Raw genomic sequence first — 19,830 nt, 5'->3', positions numbered from 1 at the left:
CGGTTGCCGAGGAATGGCTCATCAAATGCGAGCGGGATGGCCTCGCGCCCGTGACCGTCGACAAAATTCGCTGGCTGCTCGCCAAGGCGTATCCATTGATCGGTACTATCCCGATCGCGCAGATCACGCCGCACGAGGCACTCGCCGTGCTTCGCAAGGTCGAGGCGACCGGAGCCTATGAAAGTGCGCGGCGCATGCGCAGCGTCCTCAGTCGCGTCTTCCGCTATGGCGTGGCAACGGTTCGCTGCGACAAGGATGTCGCCGCCGACCTTCGGGGCGCCATCGCCGTGCCTAAGGTGAAGCACTTCGCGGCCATCACGCGACCGTCCGAGGTCGGCGCGCTGCTGCGGGCGATCGACAGCTACAGCGGGCACAAGGTGACAGTCATGGCCATGCGCCTCTCCCCGCATGTGCTGCTGCGTCCCGGCGAACTCCGACAGGCCGAGTGGACCGACATCGATTTCGACGAGGCCATCTGGTTCATTCCGGCCGAACGCATGAAGATGCGGCGTCCGCACCGCGTGCCCCTGTCACGACAGGTAATCGCGATGCTCAAGGAGCTTCACGAGCACACGCACTGGTGGAAGTACCTGTTCCCGTGCCTCGGCAAACCGCGCAAGGCGATGTCTGAGAACGCCGTCAAGCAGGGCCTGCGCAAGCTTGGCTACACGAGCGGCCAGATGACCGCCCACGGATTCCGGGCGATGGCGGCAACGCTGCTCAACGAGATGGGCGAGTGGAACCCCGACGCTATCGAACGACAGCTGGCGCATGTCGACACCAACCAGGTTCGGCGTGCCTACGCGCGCGGCGAATATTGGGATGAACGGGTGCGCATGATGCAACGCTGGTCGGATTATCTCGACCAATTGCGAGACGGCGGGAAGGTGCTGCGCCCCGACTTCAAGACGGCACGCCCGACCGGTTGATATAGACGGCTTGTCGCAATGGCGCCGGGATGTGGTAGAGGCTCGCTCTGTCACATCCCATCGTCGCCAGATCAACGTGGCAGCGCGCACCATTACCGCTTGGACCTGCCACTGTTGGAGGCTATGGTCTTGGTATGTTCCTTTCGTCCGCCGATCTTGCGCGTACCTCCCTAGCCGTTTCCGCAGTAGATCCCGGAGCGGTCGATTTCGTGGCGGTAGATGTCGAGACCGCATGCGGCCGTGTGAGCAGCATCTGCCAGATCGGAATCGTCGGCTTCCGCGGCGGCGCGATCGCCTTCGAATATGAGACGCTGATCGATCCCAAGGATGATTTCAGCAGCTTCAACACGCGCATCCATGGCATCACTGCCGATCATGTTGCGGGCATGGTAGGCGCGCTGCTGGCGGAACGCTTGGGCAAGTCACTCAGCGCAGGGCCGCTTCGCCGCTGGCTTCTAACGGCGGCAGCGATCGAGACCGCGCTGCTCTGGGGCGCAGCGGCGATCGCGCTCGGGTTCGATGTCGTCGGGCAGTCGCCGCGCTGGGCGGTCTACGCGATCATCGCAGCGACCTCGATTGCCATGGGGTTCCGCAACGCCACCATCCGCCAGCTAAAGGTTCCGGACCTCACCACGACGGTGCTGACGCTGACCGTCACAGGCATCGCGGCGGACTACACGCTGGCGGGCGGCGCCAATCCGAACTGGGCGCGCCGGATCGGCAGCGTCCTTTCCATACTCGGCGGCGCCGTGCTCGGCGCGCTGCTGGTGGTGCGCGCCGGGTCGCTGGTGGTCGCGCTCGTGCTCGCCGGCGCATTGGTGCTGGTCGGCACCGCCCTGTGTGCCCTCCATCCCAGCGCGCTTCGGCCCGCGGGGCGCTGACGGTACCGCGCGCTGCGAGCCTCAAACCACGATACGCACGGTCGAGGTCACGATGAACAGCAGGCGTTTGGAGGCATTCACCGATGGAGTCATCGCGATCATCATCACGATCATGGTCCTCAATCTGGAGCCCCCTCGCTCCAGCGATCTCCCCGCGCTCCCCGAAAGCGCTCCGATGTTAAGCGCCTACCTGCTCAGCTTCGTGAACGTCGGGCTATACTGGAACAACCACCATCACCTGATGCATGCCACCGAAAGCATCGACGGCAGAGTGCTTTGGCTCAATCTCGCGCTCCTTTTCTGGCTCAGCCTGGTGCCGTTCGTGATCCGATGGAACAAGGATACCGACTTCGCGGTGGTCCCCACGGCCGCCTACGGCATCGTCCTGGGAATGGCCGCGCTTTTCTACCACCTGATGGAGCGCGCGATCATCGCCATCAATGGCCCCGGCTCGAGGGTCGCCAAGGGCGTAGGGCGCGATCGCAAGGGGCTGGCCACGTTGGTCCTCTACGTCGCGGCCATCCCCTTGGCGTTCGTCAGCAGGTTCGGCGCGCTTGCCATCTATGTCGCGGTCATCGCGTGGTGGGCCGCGCCCGATGGTCGCATGGTCTCCAGAGCCGACCGGGAGAACTGACCCACAAACTTTGCTCGGATGGACCGCGGTCGACGCAGCGGATCACGGTAGTCAGACAACTGCCAAGCTGAACGACATGAGGCGTTCAACTCGTCGCTTAGAAGTTAGGAGATCACCCATGACCTCGCCCAAGACGTTCGTCACCCCTGGCGCCGGCCAAAAGCTCTTCGAGGCGCTCCACATGGCGCAGACTCTCAGGATCGGCGATCGCGTCGAGACGTCGGGTCAGGGCTGGGACGACGACCTGGCGATCCCCGAGGGGATCGAGGAGGAGCTCGAGCAGGCGTTCCGAAACGTCGAACTGGCGCTGGCACCTGCCGGCGCCACGTGGCAGGACGTGGTGCACGTCAACTCGTATCACGTGGGCAGCTTCCCGCCCGAGGTGAATGGCACCATCGCACGCCTGTTCCGCCACTATATGCCCGCTCGACCGCCGATCTGGACGCAGACCGGGGTGGAGGCGCTCGGGCTGCCCGCGATGCGGATAGAGATCAGGGGCACGGCGATCCTCGCCTGACGAGCGGCACCTCAGGAGGCGCGGCGTTCCGCCTCGAGCCGCCGCAGGAACGCGATCACGGCGAAATTATACTGCCTAGGCGCGTTCCGAGCGATGAAGTAGCAGGCACCGTCTATTCGGAACAGCTCCAGCGGCCCCACCATCCACTTCTGGCTCGTGGCGAGCTGCTCCGGCCCCACGTAGGGGTCGTTGTTGAGTGCCGCTGAGAGTTGACCCGGGAAGGGGTGATATTTCCACTGAGAAGTGACCCCATGTTGAACTCACCCCTGACTTTGACGAGCGAGGGGTTATGGAGTGTTGGACATGGCGTTATTAAGCGTAATCCCGCGCTGGCATTTCCGCGATCATCTTTCGATCCGCGAGATTGCGCGGCGTACCGGGCTGTCACGTAACACGATCCGTGAATAACGACGTTCGGACACGATCGAGCAGCGGTTCAGGCTGCCCGATCGGCCGAGCAAACTGGACCCGTTCGCGGAGCGGGTGTCAGCTTGGCTGAGACGGGAGATGGTCGGACCCGCAAGCAGAAGAGGACGATGAAGCAGTTGCATGCTGATCTGGTCAGCCTGGGCTATGACGGCTCCTACGATCGGGTGGTGGCCTTTGCCCGGAACTGGCGCGATGATCATCGTTCTGAGCCACAGATGAGCGGGCGCGGGACATTCGTGCCGCTGTCCTTCGCACTGGGGGAAGCATTCCAGTTCGATTGGAGCGAGGACTGGGCGATCATCGGCGGCGTGCGCACCAAGCTGCAAGTCGCCCACTTCAAGCTCAGCTACAGCCGGGCCTTCCTTGTGCGGGTACAAACCCCGGGGCGACCGCACGTCGGGTCTAGGCCCAGTTATGCGATGTTTGAAAGACCAGCTTTACGGTCGCCTTTTTGGCCTGATGTCGACGCGTCATGCGGCTGTCTGGTGCGCTTATTTTCAGCATGACCAAGCATATTGGGAGCAGACTGCATGTGATGGCTGCCCCGGCTTGTTGGTGATTCAGGCACCCTTCCAATTTCCATGCGAAGCCAAGGTGGTGTGATCACACAGGCGACCAACCAAAAACTGCTACAGGTCTTTCCCCCGCTCCGGTTCGGGTTCCTGAATCGTCTACGCCGCTAGGCTGCCGACGGACTTCGGATCACACACCCGCTCATCGCGCTGGGCGCGTTCAGCTACCCAAGTTAGTCCTGCCCGGGCGAGTTCTTGATCATTGAAAAAATGGTGCTGCCGGTGAGGATTGAACTCACGACCTCAGCCTTACCAAGGATGCGCTCTACCACTGAGCTACGGCAGCACTCTATTTCAAGTCCAAGGCATCATCTGCGCGTTGGAGGCCGGGCCTATGGCTGCCAACGCAGCGCATGTCAAGGCGGGTTGCGGCGGACGGCGCATTTTGCTTATGCCGCTGTCATGGCTGAAACGCAGGACGAGAAAAAGGCGCGGCTGGCGCAGGCGTTGCGGGATAATCTGCGCCGGCGCAAGGCACAAAACCGGGACGCGGTTCGGGAAGAGGCGACGGCTGTGCCCCCGCCCAACCCGTCCCGGCGCTAGAACTCAAAGCGCCGCGCAGGCGCCCTTCAGCCATGCCAGTGCGTCGCCATCCAGTTGCGGCCCGACCACATCCAGCACCTTGGCGTGATAGGCGTCGACCCATGCGCGCTCGTCGGCGCTCAGCATGTCGACCGCGATCAAGGCCCGGTCGATCGGCGCGAAGGTCAGCGTTTCAAAGCCCAGCATCTCCTTTTCCGCACCCGAGATCGCACGCTCCTCCACCAGGACGAGATTTTCGATGCGGATCCCATATTCGCCAGTCTTGTAATAGCCAGGCTCATTGGAAAGGATCATGCCGGGCACCAAGGGCTCATCGCCGCCGCCAAATGTGGCGATACGCTGCGGCCCTTCATGCACCGCCAGGAAACTGCCCACCCCATGACCGGTGCCATGGGCGTAATCCAGCCCTTCGGCCCATAGATATTGCCGCGCCAAGATGTCGAGCTGACCGCCGCGCGTGCCCTTGGGGAAAATGGCGCGCGCGAGCGCGACATGGCCCTTGAGCACCAGCGTGAAATGGCGCTGCATGTCCGCTGTCGGCTCGCCCACCGCGATGGTGCGCGTAACGTCAGTGGTGCCGTCGCGATATTGGCCGCCTGAATCCACCAGATAGAGCGTGCCGGTTTCGATCGGGCGGTTGGTCTTTTCCTCAACCCGATAATGGACCACCGCGCCATTGGGGCCGGCCCCGCTGATCGTGTCGAAGGACAGGTCCTCCAGCAGGCCGGTATCCTCGCGGAAGGCCTCCAGCCTGTCGGCGGCGGACAATTCGGTAAGGCCGCCCTTGGGGGCTTCGACCGACAGCCAGTGGAGAAACCGGCTAAGCGCCGCGCCGTCGCGGGCTTGAGCGGCCTTGTGCCCGGCAATTTCGGTGTCGTTCTTGATCGCCTTGGGCAGGACCGCCGGATCGCGCAGCGCCAGCACCTTGGCTCCGCCCTGCTCCAGCGCCTCGAAGATGGCGGCGACGGCGCGTTCCGGGTCCGCGACGACGCTCTTGCCCCGCAAGTCCGCCAACGCATCGGCAAAGGCGGCGCGATCATGAATGCGCACGCCATTGCCCAGATGCTGGGCGACGGCATCATCCATTTTCTCCGGCGCGACGAAAAGGTCGGCCGTCGCGTCGGCATGGACGATGGCATAGGCCAGAGCGACGGGCGTGCGATCCACGTCCTTGCCCCGGATATTGAAGGTCCAGGCGATCGAATCAAGCGCCGACAAGATCGCGGCATCCGCCTTTTTCGACGTCAGCCAATCGGCCATCGCGGCGCGCTTTTCCGCCGCGCTCCGTCCCGCGAACCGATCATCATGAACGACCAGGCGCGCATCGCTGGGCAGAGGGCGATCGGGCCAGACGGCGTCGATCGGGTTCGTGTCCACCGCAACCAGTTCCGCGCCCTGTTCGGCCAGTGCCTCTGTCGCCTGGCGAACCCAGCTGCGTGTGTGCAGCCAAGGGTCATAGCCGATCCGCGCGCCCTGTCCGGCATGATCCTTCAGCCACTGGGCGATCGAGGTCTGCGGCACGCTTTCATATTGCCAATGCGCCCCGTCCACCTGTTCGCGCACCTGCAGCGTGTAGCGGCCGTCGACGAAAATCGCGGCTTCCTGCGGCAGCACCACGGCGCTGCCCGCCGACCCCTGAAACCCCGTCAGCCAGGCGAGCCGCTGGGCATAGGCGCCGACATATTCGCTCATATGCTCGTCGGTCAGCGGCACCACGAAGCCGTCCAGCTTCTGGCGCACCAGCTGGGCGCGCAGGGCTTTGAGGCGATCTTCATAACTGGACATTGGTCATTCCTTGGATCATTCCGGCCTCTTGCGCCGGCGACAATGTCGACAACATAGAGAGGCACGCCGCCATATACCAGCGCGGCCCCCGTCTGGAACATGGATAGTTAATGACCGACCCTATGCAGCTCGTCCCGTCCCCAAAACTTTCCCCGCCGATCGCCCCGCGCCGGGATCATAGCGTGACCCATCATGGCATCACCGTGGACGATCCCTATGCCTGGCTGCGCGATCCCGGCTATCCTGACGTCGCCGACAAGGATGTGCTTGCCTATCTGGAGGCGGAAAACGCCTGGTTCGAAGCCGCCATGGCGCCGCACAAGCCGCTGGTTGACCGCTTGTTTCAGGAGATGAAGGGCCGCATCAAGGAAGATGACCAGTCCGTCCCGCAAAAGGATGGGGATTATGTCTATTGGCGGGCCTTCGAAATCGGCGCCCAATATCGCAAATGGTATCGCCGCCCCGTCGCGGGCGGACATGACCAGCTGATATTGGACGAACCGGCGCTGGCGGAAGGGCACGACTATTTTCGTCTCGGCGCGCTGTCGGTAAGCCCGGATGGCCGCTACCTCGCCTATGCGATCGACACCAACGGATCGGAACGGTTCGAAGCGCGGATCAAGGATCTGGAAACCGGCGCATTGTTGCCGGAAGTCATCCCCGGAACCTTGTCGTCCCTGGTCTGGACGTCTGACAGCAAGGGGCTGCTTTATGGTCTTGCTAATGACAACTGGCGCACAGACAATGCCCGGCTGCATTGGCTGGGGCAGGACGTTGCGAGCGATGTCGAGCTGTTTCACGAGGATGATGAGGGCTTTCGCGTATCCATTGGCCTTACATCCTCGGAAAATTATATCGTCATCGCGACGGGCGACCATGTGACCAGCGAAGCATGGCTGCTGCCGGCCAATGATCCCACCGCCGCGCCTTTACTGGTGTCGGCGCGACAGCCCGGCCGCGAATATGACGTGGATGAACATGAGGGCACGCTCTATATTCGCACCAACGACAACCACCCCAATTTTCGTCTTGTGAAGGCGACGCTGGAGGCACCGGGCGAATGGCAGGAAGTGATCGGCCCGGACGCGCATTTTTACCTGACCGACTTCACCCTGTTCAAGCATTTCTACGTGACCGAAGGGCGGCAAGACGGGCTCGACCAGATCGAGCTGCGCGACTATGCGACGCATGAGGCCAAACGCATCCCCTTCCCGGAAGCAAGCTATTCGGCGAGCCTGGACGACAATCCCGAATATGACGTGACGAAGCTGCGCATCGGCTATGAATCGATGGTCACGCCCGACACGATCTACGACTATCATCTTAACAGCGGCGACCTGGAGGTGTTGAAGGTCCAGGACATACCGTCCGGCTATGACGCCAGTCGCTATGCGACCGAACGACTGATGATCCCGGCGCGCGACGGGACGGACATCCCGGTCTCGATCGTCTATCCCGCCGATTTTCCCAAGGATGGCAGCGCGCCGCTGCACCTTTATGGCTATGGCGCCTATGGCATGGCGATGGAGCCGGGCTTTTCGACCAGCCGCCTGTCGCTGCTCGACCGGGGCTTCGCCTTCGCGATCGCGCATATCCGCGGCGGCGACGACCTTGGCCAGCAATGGTATCTGGACGGCAAACTGGACAAGCGCACCAACACCTTCACCGACTTTGTCGACGTCGCAAAGGGGCTGATCGAACGCGGCTATGCCGCCAAGGGCCGCGTGAGCATTTCGGGCGGATCGGCCGGCGGTGAACTGATGGGCGCGGTCATCAATTCCGATCCCGACCTGTGGGGCGCGGTCGTTGCTCATGTCCCGTTCGTTGACGTGCTTAACACGATGCTGGACGCCAGCCTGCCGCTGACGCCGGGCGAATGGCCGGAATGGGGCAACCCAATCGAGGACGCGGCGGCGTTCCGCACCATCCAGTCCTATGATCCCTATGGCAATGTGAAAGCGCAGGATTATCCCCCGCTGATGGTGACGGCCGGGCTGAACGATCCGCGCGTCACCTATTGGGAGCCGGCGAAATGGGTGGCGCGGCTGCGCGCGACCAAGACGGACGACAATATCCTGCTGCTCAAGACCAATATGGGCGCGGGCCATGGCGGCAAGTCCGGTCGGTTCGAAAGCCTGCACGAAACGGCGGAGGAATTCGCCTTCATCCTTTGGCAGTTGGGGGTGGAGGGCTGATGGCATCCTCCTTCACCAAGCAGATCATAGCGCTGCCAGAGCATATCGACGAGCTCGGCCATGTGAACAACGCCGTATGGGTTCAGTGGATGGAGCAGGTGTCGGTAGAGCATTGGCGACAGGATGCGGACCCCGCCCATGTCGAAGCCTATATCTGGGTCGTGACCCGGCACGAAGTCGACTATCGCGGCAATGTGAAGCAAGGGGAGCAGGTGACGGCCCGCACCTGGATCCCCGAAGGACCGCGCGGGGCGCGGTTCGACCGGATGATCGAATTTACAGGGCCTGACGGGAAAGTGAAGGTCGCGGCCAAATCCACCTGGGCGATCATCGACAAGGCGTCCGGCAGAATCTTACGCGTTCCGGCAGAGGTGGCGGCGAACTTCGTGTGAGGTCGCCCGGGCGTGGTCGAGAACCATATGGCTTTCGACCACGCTCGAAACGAATGGATATTTTCCGCGCCTCAGGCCGCCTGCGCCTTGAGCAGCTTGTCGATCGTCAGCGGGTAGTCGCGAAGACGGATGCCGGTGGCGTTGTAGATCGCGTTGGCCACCGCCGCGCCTGCACCGCAAATGCCCAGCTCGCCCACCCCCTTGGCCTTCATCGGCGAGCTCTTATCGTCCAATTCATCGACGAACAGCACGTCCTGATGCGGGATGTCGGCATGGACCGGCACCTGATATTCGGCCATGTCGTGGTTGACGAAGAAGCCGAAACGGGTGTCGACGTCCAGTGCCTCCATCAGCGCAGCGCCGACGCCCATGGTCATCGCCCCAATCACCTGGCTGCGTGCGGATTTGGGGTTGAGGATACGCCCTGCCGCAAAGGCGCCGCCCATGCGGCGAATGCGGACTTCGGCGGTGTCCATGTCGACCCCGACTTCGCAGAAATGCGCGCCGAACGTCGCTTGCGCATATTTCTTGTCGAGGTCGCCATATTCCATGCTGTCCTCGGCCCACAGCCCTTGTGCGCCAGCCAGAGACGCCAAGGTCTGCGACTGGTTCCCCATTCGTACCAGCCCGTCTTCGAATTGCGCCTGGTCCGCCGGGTAGCCCGCCTTTTCGGCCAGTTTGGTGCGCAGCGCCATGGCTGCGGCATAGACGCCGGCGGTGGAGCTGTTCGCGCCCCACTGGCCGCCCGACCCCGCTGACACCGGGAAGCGGCTGTCGCCCAGGCGCACCGTTACCTGGTCGAGGTCGACGCCCAGCATCTCCGCGGCGGTCTGGGCGATGATCGTGTAGCTGCCGGTGCCGATGTCGGTCATGTCGGTTTCGACAATGACCTTGCCCATCCCGTCGACGCCGATGCGCGCGCCCGACTTTTCCGTCAGGTTGTTGCGGAAGGCCGATGCCATGCCCATGCCGACCAGCCACCGGCCGTCACGCACCTGTCCCGGCTTGGGGTTGCGCTTGTTCCAGCCAAAGCGATCCGCGCCGGCGCGCAGGCATTCCACCAGCTTGCGGCTGGAGAAGGGCCGCTGCGGGCCGGCTTCGGGATCAAATTGCACATCGTTGCGGATGCGCAGTTCGACCGGGTCGACGCCGCAGGCCTCCGCCAGTTCGTCCATGGCGACTTCAAGCGCGAGCAGCCCGACCGCTTCGCCGGGCGCGCGCATGGCATTGCCTTCGGGCAGGTTCAACGTAACCAGCCGGTGCGCCGTCATGCGATTTTCACCGCGATAGAGCAGTCGGGTCTGCTGCGCCGCCGTTTCCGCGCCACCCCCCGGCAGGTCGCCGGACCAGACTTCATGGGCGATCGCGTCGATCACGCCATCCTCGTCCGCACCGATGCGGATACGCTGGATCGTCGCCGGGCGGTGGGTCGTGTTGTTGGGGATTTGCGGACGGGCGATGGCGACCTTGACCGGGCGCCCGACTTGCCGCGCGCCGAGCGCCGCGAGCAGAGCGTCCGCGCGTAGGAACAGCTTGGAGCCGAAACCCCCGCCAATATAGGGCGACACGAAACGGATATTCTCCTTGGGAATGCCCAATGTCTTGGCCATGTCGCCCACGCTCCAGGCGATCATCTGGTTCGACGTCCACAGCGTCAGCTTGTCGCCGTTCCAGGCAGCGATGCTGGCATGGGGCTCCATCATCGCATGGCTCTGATCCGGCGTCGTGTAGGTCTGTTCCACCTTGACCGCCGCCTTGGCAAAGGCGCCGTCGAAGTCGCCCGCCTTGGTATCGGCCGGGCCACCGAAGCCCTGTGGTGGAATGACGCCGTTCAGCCGCTCGGCCGCCAGGTCGAATTTGCCGTCTTCCGGCGCATAGTCGATGCGCACGAGGGCCGCGGCGGCGCGCGCATTTTCGAATGTGTCGGCAACGACCAGCGCCAGCGCCTGCTCATAATGTTCGATCTGCGGTCCACCCAGCAGATGCGCGGTGTTCATATTGCCTTTCGACAGCTTGCCGGCATTGGCATGGGTGACGATGCCCAGGACGCCGGGCGATGCCTCCGCCGCGGTCAGGTCCATGGCGGCGATACGGCCCTTCGCAATCGCGGACCCGACGATCCAGCCATAGGCGGCGTTAGGCGCGGCGTCATGGCGTTCATAGGCGTAGGCCGCCGTGCCCGTCACTTTGGCTGCGCCGTCGATGCGGTCATGCGGAATGCCGATGACGCGACCCTTGTCGATCGGGTTCGGCCCTGCGGGGGTGTCGAACTTCATGCCCGTGCCTCCTGCTGACGGTAAAGCGACGCCAGCGTCCGTTCGACCAGCGGCTTCTTGAAATCATTATGCTCTGTCGTCCGTGCGCCGGCCAGTGCGGCGTCGGCCACCGCTTTTGCACCCTGCGGCGCGGCGGCGTCTGCCTGCGAGTTGCGCCATGGCTTGGCGCCAATCCCGCCGAACGCGAAACGGGCGCTCCCGTCTTTCCCGAAAATTGCCGCCACCGACACCAGCGCGAACGCGTAGGAGGCGCGATCGCGCACCTTGCGATAGACGTGGGTGCCCGCGATCGGCTTGGGCAAGGTCACAGACGTGATGATTTCGCCGCCTTTAAGCACCGTTTCCTGATGCGGCGTGTCGCCGGGAAGCAGGTGGAAATCGGCGATCGGGATGGCACGCTTCGCGCCATCGGCCGCCACGGTATCGACCTGCGCATCCAGCAGGCGCATTGCCACGGCCATGTCGCTGGGGTGCTGGGCGATGCAGGCGTCGCTCACACCCAATATCGCCAGGCTGCGGCTCATGCCCTTGAGCGCGCCGCAACCGCTGCCCGGCTTGCGCTTGTTGCAGGGCATGCGAATGTCGTAAAAATAGGGGCAGCGCGTGCGCTGGAGCAGATTGCCCGCGGTCGTCGCCTTGTTGCGCAACTGGCCCGACGCGCCCGCGACCAGGGCGCGGCTGAGCACGCCATAATCGCGCCGCACCGTCCTGTCCGCCGCCAGATCGGTGTTGCGCACCAGCGCGCCGATGCGCAGCCCGCCCTCCTCGGTTTTTTCGATGCGATCCAGACCCAGCCGATTGACATCGATCAGATGGGTCGGAGTTTCGATCTGCAATTTCATGAGGTCGAGCAGGTTCGTCCCGCCGGCAATGAAGCGCGCGCCTTGAACCGAGGCCGCCGCCTTGGCCGCCGCTTCCACGCTCGTTGCGCGTTCATAGGTAAAGGGCTTCATGCCTTGGCCTCCCCGGCGACGTCGCTGATCGCGGCGACAATGTTGGAATAGGCGGCGCAGCGGCAGATATTGCCGCTCATTCGCTCGCGCACCTCGTCTTCGCTGAACGCGACCTTGTCGAGATCTTCCGTGACGTGGCTCGGAATGCCCGCCTTGATTTCCTCCAGCACCGACACGGCCGAACAAATTTGCCCCGGCGTGCAATAGCCGCACTGATAGCCGTCATGGACGACAAAGGCCTTTTGCATGGGGTGCAGCGCCTCGGGCCTGCCCAGCCCTTCTATCGTAGTAACGGCGTCGCCGTCATGCATCACCGCGAGCGTCAGGCAACTGTTGATCCGCCGCCCTTCGACGATCACGGTGCAGGCACCGCACTGGCCATGATCGCACCCTTTTTTCGTGCCGGTGAGCTTGAGATGCTCGCGCAGCGCGTCGAGCAGGGTGGTGCGCGGGTCCAGTTGCAGATGGACCTCCCGGCCATTCACGGTGAGTTCGACAGCGGTCATCGGGGTTCCTTTGCTGGCGGGGGCGGACGGTGCGGCATGCGCCGGGGCCATGAGCGGAACCGTCGCCGCAAGCGCAGCGCCGCCCTGGAATAGCCCGCGGCGGGTAACATGGTCGGATGTCATGGCTGGTCCGTCCCCTCTCAATCTGTCGATGATTACGAAGCGCGGCGGGAAATGATCCGCCGCAGGAAAAAGTTTCGCTGGTGGCATGATGATAAGCGGTTTCAGGCCAGGTGGAAAGCCGGCTTGAACGGACGTCAGGACTATCCTCGCCCTATTCGGTCGAGACCGGTCGAGGGCAATAAGGCGATGACATATCATCCATATTTTCCGCCTTGAAGGATAATTTCATTTTTCTGCAATTCTCCCCTTGCCCCCATGGCAGACCGCTGCTAGTTCGCCGCCACCCGCCGAGAGGAACACATCCTCCGGCCGCCAGAGCGGGCGTAGCTCAGGGGTAGAGCACAACCTTGCCAAGGTTGGGGTCGAGGGTTCGAATCCCTTCGCCCGCTCCAGTTTCAAGGGGTTAGCAGCACCCCTGTTTCCCAAAATAGCAAAATCTACCATATACGGATCGCATACGGATACCGAATATGAGGGACGGATTGTTGGGTTTAGTGCGGAGTTGAGCTCCAGACATATTGTAGAATCTGGCAGCTTGGCCGGTGCTATCCCGACTTCCGAGCGAGGAGAGTTCGGAGCGCCATCCGCATCGCAGCTTGCGGACGAAATTGTTGAGGAATCACGTGACTGGTCCCTTGAGGACCTGAACAAAGCCGCCTGACGAATGACAAAAAGCGTCCCCCTGCGGCGGAGGGGGACGCTTTTGCCGCTTACTTGCCAAAGCGCGTTTTGAACGTCCCCACGGCGTTGGTGATATGTGTGTCGAATTCTCCGGCGCGGACGGCCTCGCGCACCGTTTCGAAGGTTTTGGTCAATTCCTGCATCGTCTTGACCCGGATCGCCGTCTTGCCCTTGGCGAGTTCGAGCGTCTGATTGCCATATTTGATCCACACGAGGATTGTGCCGTCCTTATCCTGCAACCACCATGGCCGGACGCGCGTGCGGACTGGCGTTTCCGTCACCTCGTCGCTTGCCTCATCACGGACGCGGCGAAACTTGACGCGCTGGAATGCCTGGCCCGATGCCATCGCCTCGACCAAGGCGATCTGATCGCTGATCCGGTCGATCAGCTTCTGGCGCATCGTGCTGATGCCCTTGGTGCGCATATCGGCGGCATTGGACTGGACGAGATCTAGCGAAGACAGCAGCGACATGGGTAACCTCCTATTGTTGGTTTCCATGCCGTCCTTTGGATTATGCGAAGGGACAACGGGGTCGTGCCTGTGGCGATCTGCGACTGTCGCATGAAATTGGACTTCCAACGCAGCGGTAGCGGACTTGTCCTTGCCTTTCAGCCTTGCCCGTTGCCATGTCCGACCGGGTTAAGTGCGAATTATTTATGCCGTCTGAGCGCGACGTGCGATCGGGTGATGGCGCACATGGAGAGCTTCCGCACCAACACCGTTGATACCCGCGCCGCCTATGTCGCCATCAGCCGCGCGCGGTCCCATGCCGCCCTCTATACCGACAGCCGCACCCGCCTCGCCGGGGCCCTCGGCCTGCGCGATGGCGCGCAGGTCGGGGCCATCGGCGAGAGAACACTTACATTTGATGCTTCTTCGGATCGGTATAGATGTAAACAATCTGATCTAGGTTTTTCCGGAAATTTTCACAGTTGAAAATCGGAAACATAACATAATTGTATTTTGAAAAGTTAAATTCTATCTTTTTAAATGAACTGTCTAAATTCATTATTTTAGGTTCCGGCTTATTATCGAACATAGTTATCTCAGATGAACTATATTTCCTCTCAGACTTATTAATTATGTCATTATCGATATTTCCTACCAAATCCTCATTGTCACCCGTTATTCCTGAAATATTAATGCAATCATATTCTACATTTTCGCTTCTAATCGAAATAGAAACGTATTTTCTATCCTTAACTGTTTTGCGGATATATATCCCGTCATGACTGAATATAGTATCATCCGATGGATGACATGACACCGACGCCATCACGACTATAAAAGTCGCGATATATTCAAATCTAAGTCCAGTCATTCGTCTGGCTCTCCAGGACGCCTCAAGCCAAACGCATACGGAACAGTGTCTGGATGAGAGAATGTGCTAGATGGCCACCGGGACGCGCGGGTTACGGCATTTGTGTAACCATAAGGGCCTACTGTAACCACGCCGTCCGTATTGCCAAAATCTCTAGGAGCTATGCGAGAGGTATGGCCGGCCTCATGGGCTAAGACGAAAGCCTGATGTCCTATTGAAGCCCCAAAGAAATTCTTTCGATTTAGTTCGACACCAAATCCAGCTCTAGCCTGAGCCATTTGACCATTATTTCCTGCAAAGGCTGGCTTTGATCCCTGCAATTCCCCTAAACCTTTTCCTGCGTTGGACAAAGCTCTATCTATACCTTTGACACTGGCGTTAGATGAGCCGAAAAATTTCCCAACTTCACGCACCGCGCCTCGTTCAGAACCACTGAGCTTGCCCCCATCAGCCATCTTATCGCGCGCTGATTGTAGAGTTGCCATGCCCCCACGTATTGCACCGATCGCTTCGTTCTGCGCCGCCTTAAACTGACCACATTGCGAATTGGACAGATTACTGCCGCATGAATATGTTCCAGTGGGATCGGCGTGATTAACCGGATCATTTGCGACGTACGCATAGAGATTGATCTGATCATCATAGCCGACCGGATCAGTCTGGAGGAACCTCCCGAGACGCGGTGAATAGGCCCGTGCTTTATAGTGGTACAGACCCAGTTCGGGAAGAATGATCTGCCCGGTATAGGCGAACCGCCCCACATTGCCTGGCCCTGGATTACCCCATTCATCATAGCTGTTGATGGCGATGCTCGTGCCAGCGCTTTCGGCTACCGACACGATGCTGCCCTGATGATCGGCACGCAGTATCCGGCGATTGCCGCTAGCGAACGCACTGCCCTCATATCGCGAAACTATCGCCACAGGTTCACGCGGTCACCGCTGGTCGATCCGGCCCCCACCGTCTTTTGCGGAAAGGGCGACATCATATTGAAACCGGGGAAAAATTTGGCTGCGTGCTTTACCAATCGCGCCATCGTCCGCCATGTGATTTTGCCGGAAGACGATCCCCTCCATAGTCGCTGCCCCCGCAAATGCCGTGTGACAGGGATTGATTTTCGAGCCGGTTCCTGTAAAGCGCCGCAGACAAAATAGCGGGCGATGCACCGCCAGGCATACGGATGCGTTCGCATCACGGGGCCGTAGAATGGGAAAGGATCCTCATGTCTGCGGCATATCAAATATCATCCTGTATCGAGTGGCAGTTCGCGGAAGCTGGCGAATTGGACGCACGTCTGCGTGCGGCAAAGGCCGCGGGACTCGAGCTGGCGGAATTTCACCTGTGGCGGGACAAGCCCGTCGACGCCATGGCCCGGGCCTTGGCCGAAACGGGCATGCGGCTGACCAGCCTGTGCGTTGATCCCCGTCGTTCCATCGTCGATCCGGCCGAACGCGAGGAGATGGTCACAGCGGTGCGCGAAACCATCGCGGCCACGGCGATCCTGGGCAAGCCCAATCTGATCGTCGCGTCCGGGTTCCGTGTCGAGGGCATGAGCGAAGAGGAACATTTCGCCAATGCCGTCGCCGCCCTGCGCGCCGCCGCTGACGAGGCGGAGGCAGCGGGCGTGATGCTACTGCTCGAACCGCTCAATACGCAGTTGTTCGCGACCATGTATCTGGTCAGCACGACGCTCGGACTGGACTTGGTGGAGGCGGTCAACAGCCCTAATCTTCGCCTGCTCTATGACGTATGGCATAGCGCCGTCATGGGCGAGGATATGGCTCAGGTGCTGAAGGGACGAATGCATCTGGTCGCCCATGTGCAGGTTGCCGACATGCCCGATCGGAACGAGCCTGGCACCGGCAGCCTCGACTGGGCCGACGTGACGCGAATTCTGCGCGACCTTGGCTATGCCGGCGCCATTGGCCTCGAATATTTCCCGACCCTTCCAATGGAGCAGTCACTGAAACAATCGCGGCGGATGCTGGCCGACTGAGCGTCGGGTCCAGCCTGAAAGAACCGTCATGCGCAGCAATTTAATCTCATTGGGAACGACCATGAACAGCGAGCAAATTGGGATCAGCCTCGATCTGATCAATCGCCATTATCAGGAACCGAACCGCAATCGGTACGAAAGCAAATATTTTTGGGAGGAGCTATATCCGCTGATCCGCGCCAGCGGCTTTCGCGCGATCGAGATTCCCTATGAGCCGGTATGGCAGTTCGGCGGGCGCAGCGGCGTCCCCATGAACCGCTACTGCATCAACACAAAATATGGCGATGCCGCCAATTACCGGGCGAAGCTGGCGGAAGCCGGCATCGACCATGTGGCTGGCGTGACCTTCGATCCGAACCTGTTCATGCGGAACGGCAGCATCGACTTCTATTTCGGTGCGTCGGGACATTTCGCCGGCGAGGCGCTGGCCCATGCGGCGGACCTTGGCGCGGACTATTTCGCGATCAGCCCCTCGGCCTATTATGGGCGCATCGCTCATTATCATCCCGACATCGACGCAAAGATCGCGACCTTCGCCGATCGGGAGACCGATATGCTGCGTGGCTTGGCGGAAAAGGCAGAAGGAACGGGCGTTACCCTCGTCCTGCGCAACGAATATTGGAGCCTGTTCCGTGGCGAGCGCATCCTGCCTTTGCTGGATGCCCTGCCGTCAAGCGTGAAGCTTGACGTGGACACTGCCAGCCTGACCATCGCCGGCATTGACCCCGCCGACTTCATCACGGCGCAGATCGACCGCATCGGTTGCGTGCATCTGACCGACACCAGCTTCGTTGACGACGCCGAGACTTGGAAAACCGCCAACCCGGAATTCCCCGAACAGCGTGCAACCCAGGTGTTCCGCGATCCGGGTACCGGTACTGTCGATCTGCGCCAGATCGTCTCCTTGCTGGATCGGCTGGGCTATGCCGGACCGATCATGTGCAGCGCCCGCCAGACGCGCGATCCATTCCGCGCACTGCTGCGCACCCGCGCTCTCCTCAACCAACTTCAGAATTAAGCCGGACGGAGTCCCGCCATGCCCAATATCCGCTATGCCAATATGTGCCACTGGAAGGCCGTTCCCTACCGCGAAATCCCGAATTTTCGCGAGTTCTACTATGAGGACAAGACCAATACGGCCTATTATTCCGACTGGGACAAGATCCTGAAATATCAATCGGCGCTCGGCTTCGACGGGATCGAGATCGCGCCCTGGGACCTGGCCGACATCCTGCCATTGTTCGGATCGCCCGAAAACTTCGCGGCCTTCGCCAAGGATCGCGGCGTCGAGGTGATTGGCATGTTCCATGGCGCCCATGCCTCACACGCGGCAGATCATTTCGACGAGGCGGTAAAGTCCGGCCGTGAGGCGGTGGACACAATCGTTAAGTTTGGCGGCACCTATATGAACACCTGCCCGACGCAGAATTATTTCGGATCGGGCCCGCTCACGCGCGAAGAGGTGCAGCAATGTGCCAAGGTCATGAATGAGATCGGCCTCTATGCCACCGATCATGGCGTGAAGATCGGGCTGCACAATGAGTTTTTCTGTGCGATCAACTTGCCCAATCATCGCGAACTGATTGAATCAACCGATCCAAAGCTGGTCCATTATTGCATCGATACGGCGCAGATTTCGATCATGGGCGAGGATCTTCTGAGCTTTTACGACACCTATCACGACCGGATCAGCACCTTCCATCTCAAGGACACGGCGTCAGCCAGACAGCCCGACAGCGTGCGCTACTCGCAAGACCCGGAAATCACCGATGACGGTACGCGCTGGTTCTGGGAGCCGGGGCTAGGCGAACTCGACCTCAAGGGCCTCTATGCGCTGCTCAAGAAGCATGGCTTCAAGGGCTGGATGGGCATCGAATATGACGGATCGCCCGACCTGCTCGCCTCGATGGCGCTGACCCGCTATTATCTCGATAACGAGCTGCGACCGATCTACGACTGACATTGATGCACCGTAGAGTCAGAACGGCCCTGCGCTTTGCCCCTTCTAGGGACAAAGCGCAGGGCCGTTTTTTTTGTCGCCGTCAAAATCCCATGAGGCGCCGGTTGAGGTCGCGGTCTGCGCCGCCGCTGGCGAAGTCATCGAAAGCATGCTCGGTGACGTCGATGATGTGGCGGGCGATGAAGGGCGCGCCTTCGGCCGCGCCGGCTTCGGGATGCTTAAGAGCGCATTCCCATTCCAGCACCGCCCACCCGGCAAAATCATATTGCGCCATCTTCGAGAAGATCGCCGGAAAATCGACCTGCCCGTCGCCTAGCGAACGGAAGCGGCCGGGCCTGTCCACCCACCCCTGATAGCCGCCATAGACGCCCGCGCGCCCGGTGGGCCGAAATTCGGCATCTTTCACATGGAAGCATTTGATGCGGTCATGATAGATGTCGATGAAATCCAGATAGTCGAGCTGTTGCAGCACGAAGTGGCTGGGATCGTATAGAATGTTCGCGCGCGCATGGCCGCCCACGCGATCGAGAAACATCTCGAACGTGACGCCGTCGTGCAGGTCTTCGCCAGGGTGCAGTTCGAACGCGGCGTCGACGCCATTATCCTCAAACACATCAAGGATAGGTTTCCAGCGCCGCGCGAGTTCTTCGAAGGCATCTTCGATCAGACTGGCGGGACGCTGCGGCCATGGATAGACATAGGGCCACGCCAATGCGCCGGAGAAGGTCGCATGCGCGTTCAGACCCATGCGGCGGCTAGCGACCGCCGCCATCTGAACCTGCTCCACCGCCCATTGCTGGCGCGCCGCTGGATTGCCGCGCACATGCGGCGCGGCGAAAGCGTCGAACTGCGCATCATAGGCCGGATGGACCGCGACCAGTTGGCCCTGAAGATGGGTCGATAATTCAGTGATCGCCAAGCCGTGGGCGGCGGCGATGCCCTTGACCTCGTCGCAATAATCCTGACTGTCCGCAGCCTTTACAAGGTCGAAAAGCCGCGCGTCCCAGCTTGGGATCTGGATGCCTTTATAGCCATGGCCGGCTGCCCACTGAGCAATCGAGTCAAGGCTATTGAACGGCGCTGCGTCGCCCGCGAACTGGGCAAGGAAGATGGCGGGGCCTTTGATCGTCTTCAT

The 19,830-nt window shown here is 61.2% G+C and carries 19 protein-coding genes, 2 tRNA genes and 1 pseudogene; 13 read left to right on the top strand and 9 right to left on the bottom strand.

Annotated elements, in window-relative coordinates:
* The 5 genes and pseudogenes from SAB01S_RS16850 to SAB01S_RS18240 all read left to right on the top strand — a co-directional run.
* A partial coding sequence (locus tag SAB01S_RS16850) for a tyrosine-type recombinase/integrase (protein WP_062734462.1) occupies positions 1–929 on the top strand: 929 nt, incomplete at its 5' end.
* A gap of 134 nt (positions 930–1,063) precedes the next feature.
* Positions 1,064–1,810 (top strand): DUF1275 family protein, encoded by a 747-nt coding sequence (locus SAB01S_RS16845; RefSeq protein ID WP_157078383.1) that lies wholly within the window; start codon positions 1,064–1,066, stop codon positions 1,808–1,810.
* Between the two features lie 52 nt (positions 1,811–1,862).
* Positions 1,863–2,444: a TMEM175 family protein gene (locus SAB01S_RS16840; RefSeq protein WP_062734468.1), complete on the top strand. Its 582-nt coding sequence runs from the start codon at positions 1,863–1,865 to the stop codon at positions 2,442–2,444.
* A 118-nt stretch (positions 2,445–2,562) separates the two neighbouring features.
* The gene (locus SAB01S_RS16835; protein WP_062734458.1) at positions 2,563–2,961 is read left to right on the top strand and encodes a Rid family hydrolase; all 399 of its coding nucleotides are present in this window, start codon (positions 2,563–2,565) and stop codon (positions 2,959–2,961) included.
* 303 nt (positions 2,962–3,264) lie between these two features.
* Positions 3,265–3,761 (top strand): annotated as a pseudogene (locus tag SAB01S_RS18240) (IS21 family transposase); the annotation flags it as partial.
* 412 nt (positions 3,762–4,173) lie between these two features.
* Here the strand turns inward: SAB01S_RS18240 and SAB01S_RS16825 are convergent.
* A tRNA-Thr gene (locus SAB01S_RS16825) sits at positions 4,174–4,248 on the bottom strand.
* 116 nt (positions 4,249–4,364) lie between these two features.
* Between SAB01S_RS16825 and SAB01S_RS18695 the strand changes: the two genes are divergently transcribed.
* A complete protein-coding gene (locus tag SAB01S_RS18695; protein WP_169802582.1) occupies positions 4,365–4,505 on the top strand; it encodes a hypothetical protein in 141 nt (46 codons plus the stop codon).
* A 3-nt stretch (positions 4,506–4,508) separates the two neighbouring features.
* On the opposite strand, the gene SAB01S_RS16820 is transcribed toward SAB01S_RS18695, so the two are convergent.
* Entirely contained in the window at positions 4,509–6,290 is a 1,782-nt protein-coding gene (locus tag SAB01S_RS16820) for an aminopeptidase P family protein (RefSeq protein WP_062734455.1), read from the bottom strand.
* Positions 6,291–6,400: 110 nt separating this feature from the next.
* On the opposite strand from SAB01S_RS16820, the gene SAB01S_RS16815 reads away from it, so the two are divergent.
* Positions 6,401–8,485 carry a S9 family peptidase gene (locus SAB01S_RS16815; RefSeq protein WP_062734454.1) on the top strand — a complete coding sequence of 695 codons (2,085 nt, stop codon included), beginning with the start codon at positions 6,401–6,403 and terminating at the stop codon, positions 8,483–8,485.
* Positions 8,485–8,877 carry an acyl-CoA thioesterase gene (locus SAB01S_RS16810; protein WP_062734453.1) on the top strand — a complete coding sequence of 131 codons (393 nt, stop codon included), beginning with the start codon at positions 8,485–8,487 and terminating at the stop codon, positions 8,875–8,877. Before SAB01S_RS16815 ends, SAB01S_RS16810 begins: the two co-directional genes overlap by 1 nt.
* A gap of 71 nt (positions 8,878–8,948) precedes the next feature.
* Here SAB01S_RS16810 and paoC read toward each other — a convergent pair whose 3' ends face one another.
* Genes paoC through paoA form a run of 3 tightly spaced genes read right to left on the bottom strand, consistent with a single transcriptional unit; the run spans position 8,949 to position 12,735 of the window.
* Positions 8,949–11,153 (bottom strand): aldehyde oxidoreductase molybdenum-binding subunit PaoC, encoded by a 2,205-nt coding sequence (gene paoC / locus SAB01S_RS16805; protein WP_062734451.1) that lies wholly within the window; start codon positions 11,151–11,153, stop codon positions 8,949–8,951.
* On the bottom strand, positions 11,150–12,106 hold the full coding sequence (locus SAB01S_RS16800; protein ID WP_062734450.1) for an FAD binding domain-containing protein: 957 nt from the start codon (positions 12,104–12,106) through the stop codon (positions 11,150–11,152). The genes paoC and SAB01S_RS16800 overlap by 4 nt, the downstream gene beginning before the upstream one ends.
* Positions 12,103–12,735, bottom strand: a complete 633-nt coding sequence (gene paoA / locus SAB01S_RS16795) for an aldehyde dehydrogenase iron-sulfur subunit PaoA (protein ID WP_062734449.1) — start codon at positions 12,733–12,735, stop codon at positions 12,103–12,105. The genes SAB01S_RS16800 and paoA overlap by 4 nt, the downstream gene beginning before the upstream one ends.
* 317 nt (positions 12,736–13,052) lie before the next feature.
* Between paoA and SAB01S_RS16790 the strand changes: the two genes are divergently transcribed.
* Positions 13,053–13,127, top strand: a tRNA-Gly gene (locus SAB01S_RS16790).
* Positions 13,128–13,445: 318 nt separating this feature from the next.
* On the opposite strand, the gene SAB01S_RS16785 is transcribed toward SAB01S_RS16790, so the two are convergent.
* A complete protein-coding gene (locus SAB01S_RS16785; protein ID WP_062734447.1) occupies positions 13,446–13,889 on the bottom strand; it encodes a DUF6641 family protein in 444 nt (147 codons plus the stop codon).
* A gap of 225 nt (positions 13,890–14,114) precedes the next feature.
* Between SAB01S_RS16785 and SAB01S_RS18545 the strand changes: the two genes are divergently transcribed.
* Positions 14,115–14,354, top strand: a complete 240-nt coding sequence (locus SAB01S_RS18545) for a hypothetical protein (RefSeq protein WP_157078382.1) — start codon at positions 14,115–14,117, stop codon at positions 14,352–14,354.
* A gap of 381 nt (positions 14,355–14,735) precedes the next feature.
* Here SAB01S_RS18545 and SAB01S_RS18235 read toward each other — a convergent pair whose 3' ends face one another.
* On the bottom strand, positions 14,736–15,662 hold the full coding sequence (locus tag SAB01S_RS18235) for an RHS repeat-associated core domain-containing protein (RefSeq protein WP_500797399.1): 927 nt from the start codon (positions 15,660–15,662) through the stop codon (positions 14,736–14,738).
* Positions 15,663–15,674: 12 nt separating this feature from the next.
* Positions 15,675–15,815, bottom strand: coding sequence for a hypothetical protein (locus SAB01S_RS18540; RefSeq protein WP_157078381.1), 141 nt, complete (start codon positions 15,813–15,815; stop codon positions 15,675–15,677).
* A gap of 146 nt (positions 15,816–15,961) precedes the next feature.
* On the opposite strand from SAB01S_RS18540, the gene SAB01S_RS16780 reads away from it, so the two are divergent.
* The 3 genes from SAB01S_RS16780 (at position 15,962) to SAB01S_RS16770 (ending at position 18,695) form a co-directional block, all read left to right on the top strand.
* Entirely contained in the window at positions 15,962–16,735 is a 774-nt protein-coding gene (locus tag SAB01S_RS16780; RefSeq protein ID WP_062734445.1) for a sugar phosphate isomerase/epimerase family protein, read from the top strand.
* Positions 16,736–16,796: 61 nt separating this feature from the next.
* The gene (locus SAB01S_RS16775) at positions 16,797–17,753 is read left to right on the top strand and encodes a sugar phosphate isomerase/epimerase family protein (protein ID WP_062734443.1); all 957 of its coding nucleotides are present in this window, start codon (positions 16,797–16,799) and stop codon (positions 17,751–17,753) included.
* An 18-nt stretch (positions 17,754–17,771) separates the two neighbouring features.
* On the top strand, positions 17,772–18,695 hold the full coding sequence (locus tag SAB01S_RS16770) for a sugar phosphate isomerase/epimerase family protein (protein ID WP_062734441.1): 924 nt from the start codon (positions 17,772–17,774) through the stop codon (positions 18,693–18,695).
* Between the two features lie 82 nt (positions 18,696–18,777).
* On the opposite strand, the gene SAB01S_RS16765 is transcribed toward SAB01S_RS16770, so the two are convergent.
* Positions 18,778–19,830, bottom strand: a complete 1,053-nt coding sequence (locus SAB01S_RS16765; protein ID WP_062734439.1) for a sugar phosphate isomerase/epimerase family protein — start codon at positions 19,828–19,830, stop codon at positions 18,778–18,780.

Origin of the sequence: Sphingobium abikonense NBRC 16140 (assembly GCF_001598335.1) — a bacterium.
Classification (GTDB): domain Bacteria; phylum Pseudomonadota; class Alphaproteobacteria; order Sphingomonadales; family Sphingomonadaceae; genus Sphingobium; species Sphingobium abikonense.
Note: the sequence above shows the minus strand (reverse complement) of the source record. Positions and strands in the feature narration are given on the sequence as shown.

Coding starts and splice junctions, on each gene's coding strand:
- SAB01S_RS16845 (WP_157078383.1), top strand. CDS start 1,064: ATGTTCCTTTCGTCCGCCGATCTTGCGCGTACCTCCCTAGCCGTTTCC.
- SAB01S_RS16840 (WP_062734468.1), top strand. CDS start 1,863: ATGAACAGCAGGCGTTTGGAGGCATTCACCGATGGAGTCATCGCGATC.
- SAB01S_RS16835 (WP_062734458.1), top strand. CDS start 2,563: ATGACCTCGCCCAAGACGTTCGTCACCCCTGGCGCCGGCCAAAAGCTC.
- SAB01S_RS18695 (WP_169802582.1), top strand. CDS start 4,365: ATGGCTGAAACGCAGGACGAGAAAAAGGCGCGGCTGGCGCAGGCGTTG.
- SAB01S_RS16820 (WP_062734455.1), bottom strand. CDS start 6,290: ATGTCCAGTTATGAAGATCGCCTCAAAGCCCTGCGCGCCCAGCTGGTG.
- SAB01S_RS16815 (WP_062734454.1), top strand. CDS start 6,401: ATGACCGACCCTATGCAGCTCGTCCCGTCCCCAAAACTTTCCCCGCCG.
- SAB01S_RS16810 (WP_062734453.1), top strand. CDS start 8,485: ATGGCATCCTCCTTCACCAAGCAGATCATAGCGCTGCCAGAGCATATC.
- paoC (WP_062734451.1), bottom strand. CDS start 11,153: ATGAAGTTCGACACCCCCGCAGGGCCGAACCCGATCGACAAGGGTCGC.
- SAB01S_RS16800 (WP_062734450.1), bottom strand. CDS start 12,106: ATGAAGCCCTTTACCTATGAACGCGCAACGAGCGTGGAAGCGGCGGCC.
- paoA (WP_062734449.1), bottom strand. CDS start 12,735: ATGACATCCGACCATGTTACCCGCCGCGGGCTATTCCAGGGCGGCGCT.
- SAB01S_RS16785 (WP_062734447.1), bottom strand. CDS start 13,889: ATGTCGCTGCTGTCTTCGCTAGATCTCGTCCAGTCCAATGCCGCCGAT.
- SAB01S_RS18545 (WP_157078382.1), top strand. CDS start 14,115: ATGGAGAGCTTCCGCACCAACACCGTTGATACCCGCGCCGCCTATGTC.
- SAB01S_RS18540 (WP_157078381.1), bottom strand. CDS start 15,815: ATGGAGGGGATCGTCTTCCGGCAAAATCACATGGCGGACGATGGCGCG.
- SAB01S_RS16780 (WP_062734445.1), top strand. CDS start 15,962: ATGTCTGCGGCATATCAAATATCATCCTGTATCGAGTGGCAGTTCGCG.
- SAB01S_RS16775 (WP_062734443.1), top strand. CDS start 16,797: ATGAACAGCGAGCAAATTGGGATCAGCCTCGATCTGATCAATCGCCAT.
- SAB01S_RS16770 (WP_062734441.1), top strand. CDS start 17,772: ATGCCCAATATCCGCTATGCCAATATGTGCCACTGGAAGGCCGTTCCC.
- SAB01S_RS16765 (WP_062734439.1), bottom strand. CDS start 19,830: ATGAAGACGATCAAAGGCCCCGCCATCTTCCTTGCCCAGTTCGCGGGC.